This is a genomic window from Halomonas jincaotanensis (assembly GCF_018448785.1).
In the GTDB taxonomy this organism is placed as follows: domain Bacteria; phylum Pseudomonadota; class Gammaproteobacteria; order Pseudomonadales; family Halomonadaceae; genus Halomonas; species Halomonas jincaotanensis.
On sequence record NZ_JAHCLU010000042.1, the window covers coordinates 1 to 11,130 of the forward strand.

Annotated in this window: 10 protein-coding genes and 2 pseudogenes; 6 read left to right on the forward strand and 6 right to left on the reverse strand. The window is 58.8% G+C overall.

What is annotated here, in order from left to right; translation table 11 throughout:
- Both KG088_RS19110 and KG088_RS19785 read left to right on the forward strand, forming a co-directional pair.
- The coding region (locus KG088_RS19110; protein ID WP_213828156.1) for an EAL domain-containing protein at positions 1–300 on the forward strand (300 nt) is incomplete at its 5' end.
- Positions 301–764: 464 nt separating this feature from the next.
- Complete coding sequence (locus tag KG088_RS19785) at positions 765–905, forward strand: DUF4113 domain-containing protein (RefSeq protein WP_250148385.1); 141 nt, start codon at positions 765–767, stop codon at positions 903–905.
- Between the two features lie 265 nt (positions 906–1,170).
- Here the strand turns inward: KG088_RS19785 and KG088_RS19790 are convergent, their stop codons facing one another.
- From KG088_RS19790 to KG088_RS19135, 4 genes and pseudogenes are all read right to left on the reverse strand, one after another.
- Positions 1,171–1,353, reverse strand: coding sequence for an SOS response-associated peptidase (locus KG088_RS19790; RefSeq protein ID WP_250148384.1), 183 nt, complete (start codon positions 1,351–1,353; stop codon positions 1,171–1,173).
- A 231-nt stretch (positions 1,354–1,584) separates the two neighbouring features.
- Positions 1,585–3,090: a group II intron reverse transcriptase/maturase gene (gene ltrA, locus KG088_RS19125; RefSeq protein ID WP_213828158.1), complete on the reverse strand. Its 1,506-nt coding sequence runs from the start codon at positions 3,088–3,090 to the stop codon at positions 1,585–1,587.
- 21 nt (positions 3,091–3,111) lie between these two features.
- Positions 3,112–4,191 (reverse strand): annotated as a pseudogene (locus KG088_RS20140) (SOS response-associated peptidase family protein).
- Between the two features lie 149 nt (positions 4,192–4,340).
- Positions 4,341–5,378, reverse strand: coding sequence for a hypothetical protein (locus KG088_RS19135; protein WP_213828163.1), 1,038 nt, complete (start codon positions 5,376–5,378; stop codon positions 4,341–4,343).
- Positions 5,379–5,898: 520 nt separating this feature from the next.
- Between KG088_RS19135 and KG088_RS19140 the strand changes: the two genes are divergently transcribed.
- Positions 5,899–7,569 (forward strand): hypothetical protein, encoded by a 1,671-nt coding sequence (locus KG088_RS19140; RefSeq protein WP_213828165.1) that lies wholly within the window; start codon positions 5,899–5,901, stop codon positions 7,567–7,569.
- Between the two features lie 113 nt (positions 7,570–7,682).
- On the opposite strand, the gene KG088_RS19145 is transcribed toward KG088_RS19140, so the two are convergent.
- Both KG088_RS19145 and KG088_RS19150 read right to left on the reverse strand, forming a co-directional pair.
- Entirely contained in the window at positions 7,683–8,276 is a 594-nt protein-coding gene (locus tag KG088_RS19145) for a transposase (protein WP_213828167.1), read from the reverse strand.
- Positions 8,277–8,342: 66 nt separating this feature from the next.
- Positions 8,343–8,564, reverse strand: coding sequence for a hypothetical protein (locus tag KG088_RS19150; RefSeq protein WP_213828169.1), 222 nt, complete (start codon positions 8,562–8,564; stop codon positions 8,343–8,345).
- Positions 8,565–8,875: 311 nt separating this feature from the next.
- Here KG088_RS19150 and KG088_RS19155 point away from each other — a divergent pair.
- From KG088_RS19155 to istB, 3 genes and pseudogenes are all read left to right on the forward strand, one after another.
- A pseudogene (locus KG088_RS19155) lies at positions 8,876–9,106 on the forward strand (transposase); the annotation flags it as partial.
- A 97-nt stretch (positions 9,107–9,203) separates the two neighbouring features.
- Positions 9,204–10,388 carry an IS21 family transposase gene (gene istA, locus KG088_RS19160; RefSeq protein ID WP_213828170.1) on the forward strand — a complete coding sequence of 395 codons (1,185 nt, stop codon included), beginning with the start codon at positions 9,204–9,206 and terminating at the stop codon, positions 10,386–10,388.
- A partial coding sequence (istB, locus tag KG088_RS19165) for an IS21-like element helper ATPase IstB (protein ID WP_213828172.1) occupies positions 10,385–11,130 on the forward strand: 746 nt, incomplete at its 3' end. The genes istA and istB, both read left to right, overlap by 4 nt.

Genomic DNA, 11,130 nt, shown 5'->3' on the forward strand with positions numbered 1-11,130 from the left:
GAGCCTTTCTCCTTATTAGCTCTTCAGGAGTTCCAGGTGGGCAGCATCAAGGTGGACAGAGAATTGATCAAGGACGCTGGACGGGGTGGCGATACCGACCGTTTACTGAATGCCATTATCGCTATGGCTCATGCGATAAACGTCCAGGTGGTTGCAGCGGGCGCTGAAACGGAAAAGCAATTGCAATTCCTCTCCCGCGCAGGCTGCGACTATGCCCAGGGTTTCCTGTTCTCCAGCCCACTACGCCAAGATGATTTCGAGGCATTGCTAAGACGGGACAGCCATTACGAACCTGCTTAAAGGTGTTCGGCTCAAAACGGGATCAGCCGAATTCGGCGAGGTAATTGTCGGGACACGGGTGCTTTATCACGAGCTTCTAGAATAATTTGAGCCTGCCAATCTGCCACTGATTCATTGCGCCGATCGGGGTCGTTAGTTGCTGAGCACTGCGCCAAGATAGCCTATTGTTTAGCATCAGTTCATTAGTCGTCACTCTCTTCTCCACTCATTAAAGGCCACCTTTCCCGCATTTGTCCCCATCCCCTCCACAGAGAGTTCATAGTTCTCACCAAACGATAAGTAAGGGGCTCACTCTTGAGCGGGCAGTGGACCACAGTCCCGGAGGGCATCTGCTGGTCCATCCGCGCATCGTAGCGATGAATAAATTGCAACAATGGAGAGCCGCGTTCGCAGAATTTGATGCCAAGGGTATTGTCGGCGAGGTGGGAGCCGTTGATTCTCACCTGAGCCAAGGGGTCGCGCAGATGCATGGTCAGGCGAGATTCAGAGTCTGGTCGGGATTAGCGAGACTTGGCATTGGCGCCGCCTGGCACTTGCGTTGTGCGAACCGCACCCCGCGCTGGACGACGCGGTGGAGTGAGCTAGCCAACGTCAAAGCGCGATAGCAACAGGAGAGCAAAATAGAAAAAAGAAAGCCCAACCTTCTCAGGTTGGGCTTTTGCCTTCTCTTCCATGATTGCTTCTCACGAACTTCCTGTCCGTGCATCCTTGTGAGCATGAGCGTCCTTTGCTCGGTCTTCCCTGATGAGCCCTACTTGGCTCTATGTACGTTACCGTACCAGCTAATCTGGGACCCAACGATAACCTACGTTAATTAATCATGTAGGAAATTGCTGATAGAAAGTGGGAGACATTGACCCTACCAAAAGCTCAAGCCGGATTGATCAGCGCCGCATCCTCGTCATTCCCCGGCCGGTTCACCCGCGTGCTCACCGGCCAGTGCGTGATCAGCCCGGCAGCCAGGTGATGCACCACGTTGCGGATCGTCTCGCGGTCGGTCAGGTCAGGGTCGAGCCACGGCTCGAGGCTCTCGGCATCCAAAGCCAGCGGCATACGCGAGTGGACCTCCTTGGCAGACCCGCGCCGGCTCGGTGATGATCGCGCAGCCCGGCGTGCCATCCACCCGCCCGGCCCAGATCCCCGCCAGCCAAAGCGGCTCGCGATCTTCGCGGCACAGGAAATGCGGCTGCTTCTTGCCGTCCACTGGCACGTCGAGTAGGGGACTGAAGTCACCTCCAGTCCCCCCTCTAAGAACCGTGCGTGAGAGTTTCCAGCTCACACGGCTCAAGCCTTAACTAACGCCATCATTAATGACGCGGCGGCAGGAGGCAGGCGACGCTTACGTGTACTGACGTATGACGTCCATGCCGGGTCGTATGGATTCAAGGCGGATGCTACCAGCCGGTGCCGGGTGATCTTGACGCTTTGGGCATGGAACAGGTGGAACGCGCTCGGCTTACCCGTTGTTGCACCAACACGGTAACCGGTGAAACACCAGTCCCTGAAGCCCAAACGGGTAAAGTATTTTCGCTTGATCCACCTTGCACCCTTGCGACGATGGCGGGATTTGGCCCACCGCCAAATGATATTGAATATCTCGTTGTCCAAGTAGGTGAAACCCCTCTTTGAGACAACATGGCGATGGTAGTTAGCCCACCCCCTGATGACTGGATTTAGCCTAGCAATCAGGGCTCCGGCAGTTGCAGCCCACATTTCTCGGACGATTTTCTTCACTTTGTCGATGATAGACTTGATGCTTTTCTTAGCGGGTTTTATGAGAAGCTTCCCGTTAGAATAGCGTCTTATGTTCTGCCCAAGGAAGTCAAATCCCGAGGTGATATGCGTAAATCTAGTTTTCTCTTTCGAGAGTTCTAGACCACGACCACTCATGAAATTTTCGACTATAGGCAACACTCTATCACGAAGTATTTCTTCGTTCGACGCAGTGATAATGAAATCATCCGCGTAGCGGATAAGATGCACCTTTGCTGCCCTACCCGAATATGATCCCGGGCCTTTCCTTGGAAATTCTCTCCGTAGATCTTTCTCGAGACCATCCAGAGCCAGATTAGCAATGACAGGTGAAATGATACCGCCTTGTGGTGTTCCTGCCACGGTAGGATTGAATACCTGATTATCAAGGAATCCTGCTTTTAGCCAGCCCTCCAGCACCCTTCTTTCCATGTGAGCATGGCGCATAATCCACTGATGGCTTATGTTGTCAAAGCATCCCTTGATATCCCCTTCCATCACCCACGCTGGGCTACTTTTGCGACTAAGGTTGACGAAGCACCTCTCGATCGCATCTGCGCAGCTACGCATGGGCCTGAACCCGTATGAGCAGCCATCGGCTTGGGTCTCGGCAACCGGATCGAGTGCCAGCAGGTAGAGTGCCTGCATCGCGCGATCCCTGATGGTCGGGATCCCAAGGGGCCTGAGCTTCCCATTGGGCTTCGGGATGTAGATCCTTCTCAGCGGAAGGGGCCGATACCCACGGGGCCTCAGCCCGGAGGCCCCCCGAAGTTTCTGGCTGGGTATCGTCCAAGTGGCTCCATCCACTCCTGGGGTGTTCTTTCCTTTGTTCTCGGTGACTCTTCGTACTGCCAGTAGCTTGGCGCTTCGAGAACGCGTGAGCAGGCGCTGCAATGACTTGACCTTATTCCATCGATTTTCTTCTACCGCCTTCACAATACGGGCTTGGAGCCGGCGAACACTTTGTTCAACGGTCTGCCACGGTATGGCATCCCATCTACCGAGGGTGTCCGAGGATGCACCAGCTTTCGCCGTCATCTGCTTTTCCTCGTTGGCCAGTTAATCAAGCTTTCTTGTGACGTAAGACCACGGGGAAGTCTGCCCACTTTCGTGTCGGGTGACGTTGAAACCCGTATCAGAACCATTACAGCCCTGCGTTCGCTTTCTCCCCGATCCTCTACCCGCATAGCTATCACTGCACCTTACGGTGGAGCTTCCCTTGCGGGAACCATACGGGCTTACCATGTTCCGCATGTGTGACAGGATTGGGTTAGGTCTCTCTAAGATACCGACGGCCTTTATGCCCATGACGGGTGAGAATGGAACACCCGTACCGACCGCAACACGGACCCTATCAGCATCTTTGGATCCTTCTTGGTTGACGATATTAATGAGATTCGCATACGCTGACATTACCATCCACCCTAGCTCCGACCCGCGTTGATGCTCGCAGGCATGCCCTCCTCTCACGAGTCGAGCACCCGCTGGAAAGCGGAGGCTACATTGTCCGAGGGCTTTTAGACGGCTTGTTACCAGGCCGCCATACCTCGTAGGGTACTGCCGATGGGACGGCAGGTCCGGTCGGGAATGGCTCCGCCGGACAATCACACATACGACTTCACGTCGCACCCACTCATACCACCCATCGCTGGGAATCACACAACGATGATGAGCAAACGCGCCCTTGAAATAGGCATGATGGATTGACCTGCCCCGCCTCAACGTCGTGGGTTACGTTGAGGTTGAGGCACCAACACAGAGCCACTATTCAGCCCAATGCGGTCGATAACCCCACCATAGCTCGTCTAACACCAGCGGTGCCTCGTCATCGGCATGGCGCACCGCCATGATAAAGGTACCCGTCGCCACGTTGTAGCCCGGCGTCACCTCCCCGGCTTCCAGCGGCAAATGCAGAGAATCGGACAGCGTGGGGTAAGGACTATAGAGCGCGAAGCGGCCGCACATGGCCGGATCCTTCCGAGGGCGAGATGTCTTGAAGGTAGCAAGGTGGGGAGGACGAATGCGAGAGGCGACGACTGAATCGATGATCATGTGAACCCCAACACGAGTGGATATGACGGGTGGTGGTTGCTCAGCGTCTTGGCGTGGAAATACTTCCATGGGCACGGGAAGTACCATCGAATTGCCCTGCCTGGCGGCAGGGCGATGTTCGTGTGCGACAAGGAGGCCGGGTAATGCCTCCACTATTGCTACCACCAGGACTTGCCTGAATCTCCATGACGTCGTTCCGACAGACACGAAAAGACTCCGTGCGGAGATCTGCCTGACTATGTCATCCGCAGCAGGGTATACGGCGCTTCGCAGGCGTGTCGTTCATCACGCTCGTCGACGCTCCCCAGCCCCAAGTGGCGGTCATTGTCGTAGGCGACGAGCAGACGCTCATGATCCAGCACAGCCAAGCCCTCGGCCTTGTGCTCGAACTCCAGGGGGCTATCTTCCGCTGTGGTCACCAGCAAAGGGCGTCGTCCCGTATGAAAGTCCTCGAGGCTAATTACCCATAGGTAACCGCCGATACATGGCGCACCGTCCTGCTGGGTCTCGAAACTGGTCAGCAGGTAGAGCCGGGCATGATAGGGGTCGTACTCGAGGCTCGAGAGGCCGCATTCGTACCGTACGCCCTCATGGTGGCTCGGGTCGAAGGCGTAGAACTCGCGCACCTTGTCGATGAGCCTGAGATTGCCCTGGTCACTGATCTCGTAGTGGGCGCCCACCAGGCGGCTCACGTAGGCGAAGTCGTCATGGGCCCTCCCCTGTTCGCGGATGCCAAACAGCAGCAGGCCATCACCGCGATCGCCGGGAATCGCCGCCAGCCCCTCGATCTTGTAATACGGGAAGCCGATGCCATGATCGAGTTTATGGCGTAGTTCCAACGACCCTTCGACGCCGTCACGTGGGTCAGGGTCCACCACCTGGACCTTATCGGGTTCGCCGAGCGGCCAGATCAGCAGGTGGTTATAGGCATTGAGATCATGGCTAGCATCATCGATGCGATCGAACCCCGTGGTGGCCAGTACATGACGGCCATCGGCGGTGAGAGCAAAGTCTTCATACTTGACCGCCTGCTTGATCAGCGGTGTCGTGAAGTACTGCAACTGGGCGTCGTCCGGTCCATCTGGGCCGATGGGCAGGGCGAAGACCGCAGAACGCGCCTCGCCGGGAATCGGCTTGTCACTGGCCAGGATCAGTCGCTTGCCGTCGTGCACCACCGCCGACACCTCGGCGTTGACCAGTTTCCCTCGCTCGTCCCGCAAGCCTTCGGGAAAACAGTGGATCGTGCCTTGTTGCAGAATAGTGGCACTCGTCATGGCGGATGATCCTCCGAATATCGCAAGCGAATGAAAGCTTAGTATGCCTCAGAGCCGGCGGTCGAACGCGCCAAAGCGCACTGGGTGATAGCAGCGCCTCGAGACTGCCTGGCGACGCCGACTGGAAGGGATGAGCGACCTGCTAGACTGGACGCAAGCCACCCTTAATGGTCGGTCAGCAGGCGGCGTTGGGTACCGGGCCCTCCTGGATCTGTCAGGGTAGGCCCGACGGCTGGGCGCCTCTTTGTTTATCGAAAGGGTGGCGCTGTCCTCGCAGGCCCGAGCCCAGTCGAGCTGATCCTCGTGATGCAGATATTCTCCAAAATAATTAGCTAATAAGGTGCATGAGCAGCACTGAATTTTCGATGGTGAAACCCGACGTCTCAAGTACGTGCTCAATGGGATCACAGAGCAATCCTCTCTCGCCGATCAACCGGTCTTGGACTAGATTTGGAGTAGTAGCTGAGCATGCAAGGTCAACGACTGGCAGTATGTTTTCAGCCCCCGACCGTTTTACTACATGCCCGGTCCCACCACTAAAATGGTTCTAGGGGGTGTCGTCATGAACACGGCTTTCCGCTTTGCCCTACTTGTCACAACCTTGAGCATTGCCCTTCCTGCTTCGGCGCTCCAGGACGCTACACACGATAAGCACACGGCCAACGCCGAAAATGCCATTGGTACTATCAATTTCAAGGCGCAATGTGCTGAAGATGTGCGCGCTGATATCGATCACGCACTGGGAATGATGCATCACATGATGTACGCCCAGGCCAAGGCCGAGTTTGAAGCGATTATTCAGGCCGACCCCGATTGCGCGATAGCGCACTGGGGCACAGCCACTTCCCTGTTTCAGCCGCTATGGGGCACGACCCCAAGTGCGGATGATATCGCCCAGGGCCGTCAGGCCATCGAGAAAGCGCGCGAAAACGTCGAGGACGAGCGTGAGCGATTGCTGATTGAGGCCTCCGCCGCCTTCTTCGAGCCAGAGACCGACCGCGTCCAGGCGCGGCTGGCAGGCTGGATCGAGGGGATGGCCTCCGCTTATGCGTCCTACCCTGGGGATCTCGACGTTGCCACGTTTTACGCGCTTTCGCGCCTCACACTGGGGCAATTTGCTGACGACCGAAAGGCGCTGCACAACGAGGCAGAGCAGGTTCTGCGCACTGCCTGGGAAACCGAACCCACCCATCCTGGGGCAGTCCATTACACGATCCATGCCACCGATGCCGATGGACGCGGAGGAAATGCGCCAGAGATCGTCGAATCTTACGTTGAGATCGCTCCAGACGTGCCCCATGCCCTGCATATGCCATCCCACATTTATGTCCGGCTTGGTGACTGGCCCAAGGTGATTGATTGGAATCGCCGCTCCGCTGAGGTTGCAGTGAATCATAAGGAGGGTGGGGCAACGTCGTTTCACTACATCCACGCCCTCGATTATCTGGTTTATGGCCACCTCCAACGCGGCGAGGACAGTGACGCACACAAGGTTTGGGAAACGGCTCAGGCAAGCGGACCGCACCAGGCCAACTTCCCCGGGGCCTACCACCTGGTGTCGATACCGGCCAGGCTGGCTGTCGAGACACGGAATTGGGAGGCGGCAGCGGCTATGGCACCCCGCACGCCAGACTATATTGATTGGGATATGTTTCCCTGGCCGGATGGACTGACCTGGTTTGCACGCGGACTGGGTGCCGTCCACAGCGATGACCTGGACGCCGCTCGCGAGGCCGAACAGCGGCTGGCGGCACTGGCGAAAAATGCCATGTCCGCCGCCGATCAGCGTTTCGCTACCTACATCGAAGTGGATCGGCGGATTCTTGCCGGCTGGATCGCCAATGCCGAAGGTGAACACGAGCGTGCCATCGAGTTGATGCGTTCCGCCGGGGAGCTTGAAGCCACCGCTGAGAAGCATCCGGTTACCCCGGGTACCCTGTACCCGCCCTATGAAGCACTTGGAGATTTACTGTTTTCCCTTGACCGCCCGGCCGAGGCGCTGGCTAATTACGAGAACTCGAATCGCACTTGGCCACAACGCTATAACACGCTCGAAGGCGCCGCCCGCTCTGCGCATGCCGCCGGTGATGCCGAGTCCACCTTGCGCTGGTCTCGTCGTTTACAGGAGGTCGCTCCCGAGACCAAGCGTGACTCGATCGATCACATAAGGAGTCTGGCAGGAACCCACTAGAGTCGCTCGTGGTTTTGTGAGCAGGCATCAGGAAAGCGACCTTGAGACCAGGGCCTTGCCCAGGAGGAGGAACCTGCTCGTCAACGTTTTCGTGAAAGAACTTCTTTCGTTTCCTAAGAAACCCGCAGCTCGATGGTTGCCGCTGGGGTCAGTTCATAACTCAAGCCCTCCGCACGGCGGCGTAGATTCTTGAGGACCCGTTGCCGATAACGGGTCTCGTAGTCGTCAACGCCGGGATCCTGGTAGACCCGTCCAAAGCGCAACGTGTTGTAAAATAGCACGGCGATCTTGCGTGCTGTTGCGGTCACGGCTTTGGCTTTGCCAATGCGACTGGAGAGTCGGCGGTAGAAGGCACCCAAGGCCGCATTAGTGCGGATCAGGGTGGCGGCCGCCAGGCGTAGTAACGCCGCCGCTCGGTTCTTGGTACGTCGCGTCCGGGAGGACAGTACCTTGCCGCCCGAGATCTTGTTACCAGGGGACAGTGCCAACCAGGAAGTAAAGTGCTTGGCGGTTGGCCAGCGCTTCATGTCGAGGCCACACTCGGCCACCAGCTTCAGGGCCATATAGGAACCGACTCCGCTCAGCTGGTTCAGGTCCGTCCCGACGACACGATACAACACACCCCGCACATCGAACGCCGGGGCATTGGGATTCGATTCGCGATGCCGAGGCGGTGGCAACGGTGTCTCCGGCACGGTACGGGCCACCGCCAGCCGCTTCAGGCTGGCTCCGATATGCTGATCGCACGCCGTGATCAGTTCCTGGTAGGTATCTTAGACGGCCAGGGACTGTGTCAGAGCCAGCAGGTGCTCGTCCCGGTAATGGCCCGTGAGTGCCTGTTGAATGGTCACTTCGCTTGCCTTGCACCGAGGGTCTCGGTAGGAAGCCAGGACAGAAGGATCTCGTTGGCCGCTGGCGATACTGCGCAGGATTCGCATGCCGGTCTTGCCGGTGATATCCGTCACCACGTGGTGAAGCTGCAGGTTCATCTCCATCAGCGCTTTCTGCATATGCTGGATATGCGACGCGGCATAGGCATGGAGACGCTCCCGGTGACGAACAGTGCCCGCAGGCTGTTAAGTTCCTGAGAAGAGCGGAAACTGCCACGTAGCAAGCCATAGGCATGCAACCGCTGAAGCCACTGTGCGTCATTGATATCGGTCTTGCGCCCAGGGACATTCTTGACATCCCGAGCATTGGCGAGTATGACCTCGAAGAGAGATGGACCCAAGGGGCTGGACAGGGATTGAGGCCGGCTAAGTAGAGTCTTCTGACGTAGACTGCTCGACAGAGCAAGGAGCAGAAGATGACACGCAGAAAGCGAAGGAACCATTCCTCGGCGTTCAAGGCGAAGGTGGCGCTAGCGGCCCTCAAGGGCGAGCACACCTTGGCGGAGTTGGCCGAGCAGTTTGATGTCCATCCCAACCAGATCCAGGACTGGAAGAGGCGCCTGGTTGAGGGCGCGGATGATGTCTTCGGTGGCCATGCGGTCAAGGCGGATCAGAGCGAGCGGGAGGTAGAGAAGCTCCACTGTCGACACCGGCGCTATAAGTCCATAAATCATCACAACAGATTGTCCCCCCGACCCGCATGACCTTTCCTTGTTGGTGACCAAACCGTCAAGAGATCGCGCCATGCTAAGCCGAGAGGACTTTCTCATGATAAGACAACTCCACCAGCGAGGCGCCCACCTCGTGGATATCGCCCATCAGATCGGCTGCTGTGAACGTACCGTGCGGCGCCACCTGGCCCGCGAGGCGGCGCCGACCGGGCGACCCGCCAAGCCCCGGTCAAGCAAGCTGGATCCCTACAAGCCGATCATCGACCAGCTGTTGGCCGAGAATGTCTGGAACGCCGAGGTGATCTTCCAGCTGATCCGCGAGCAGGGCTACCCCGGCGGCCCCACGATGGTGCGGAGCTACATCCAGCCCAAGCGGGCGTTGCGGCCCAGCAAGCAGACCGTGCGCTTCGAGACCCCGCCCGGCTTTCAGTTGCAACACGATTGGGGCGAGATCGAGACGGTCATCGCCGGCCAGCGCGGCAAGATCAACTTCGCCGTCAACACCCTGGGCTATTCACGCCGCTTCCATGCCTGGGCCGCGCCGAGCCAGGATGCCGAGCATACCTACGAGTCCCTGGTGCAGGCGTTCCGCCACTTCGGCGGCGTGCCGCGCACGGTACTGGTCGACAACCAGAAGGCGGCGGTGCTCAAGCAGGACCGCGACCGACGGGTGATCTTCACTGCCGGCTTCCTGCAACTGGCCAACCACTACGGCTTCGCCCCCAAGGCGTGCCGCCCGCAGCGCCCGCGCACCAAGGGCAAGACCGAGCGCATGGTCGGCTACGTGAAGCAGCACTTCTTCCAGCGCTACCGCGCGTTCGAAAGCGTTGCCCATCTCAACCAGTTACTTCACCTGTGGCTTGCACGCGTGGCCGACGAACGACCGTTACGCCAGTTCCGCCAGACGCCGGTGGAGCGCTTCGCGCAGGAGCAGGAAGCGCTGCAAGGCCTGCCCGCCAGCGATTTCGATACCCGCTACCACGACCTGCGCCAGGTCGGCTGGGACGGCTACATCGAGGTGCGTGGCAACCGCTACAGCGTGCCCGATAGCTACTGCGGCCAGGCGGTGGTGATCCGCCTGAGCCTGGACGACGAACTCACCGTCTACAGCGCCGCTGGAGAGGCCATCGCCCAGCACCGCCTCCAGTCCTCCCAGGCCGGCTGGCATACCGTCCCGGAGCACCATGCCGCCCTTTGGCAGCAGACCCTGTCGGTGCAACAGCGTGACCTGCGGGTCTACGAGGAGGTGCTGCAATGAGCCTGGAACAGCTACTGACCCGGCTGAAGATGGACCACCTTCAGGCCTCGCTCGACAGCCTCTGCGAACACGCCAGCAAGCAGGATCTCAACTACCGCGAGTTCCTGGAACAGGCCCTGGCCCAGGAATGGGGCGGGCGCCACCAGAAGGGCCTGGAGTCCCGGCTGAAGCAGGCCCGGCTGCCGTGGATCAAGACCCTGGAGCAGTTCGACTTCAGCTTCCAGCCGAGCATCGATCACAAGATCGTGCGCGACCTGGCCGGCCTGGGCTTCGTCGAACGCGGCGAGAACGTGGTGCTGCTCGGCCCGCCGGGCGTCGGCAAGACGCACCTCGCCGTGGCCCTGGCGGTAAAAGCCGCCGAAGCCGGTCACCGCGTGCTGTTCATGACGCTGGACCGGCTGGTCAGCACGCTGATGCGCGCCCGTCAGGAGAATCGTCTCGACCGGCAACTCCAGCAGCTGACCTACCCCAAGGTGCTCGTCCTGGACGAGATGGGCTACCTGCCGATGACCCGCGAGGAAGCCAGCCTGTTCTTCCGCTTGATCAATCGGCGTTACGAGCGGGCCAGCACCCTTCTCACCTCGAACAAGTCATTCATGGACTGGGGCGAGATCTTCGGTGACCAGGTCATCGCCACGGCGATCCTGGATCGGCTGCTGCATCACTCGACCACCCTGAACATCAAAGGCGAGAGCTACCGGCTGAAAGACAAGCGACGCGCCGGTTTAGTCACCACCCCCAC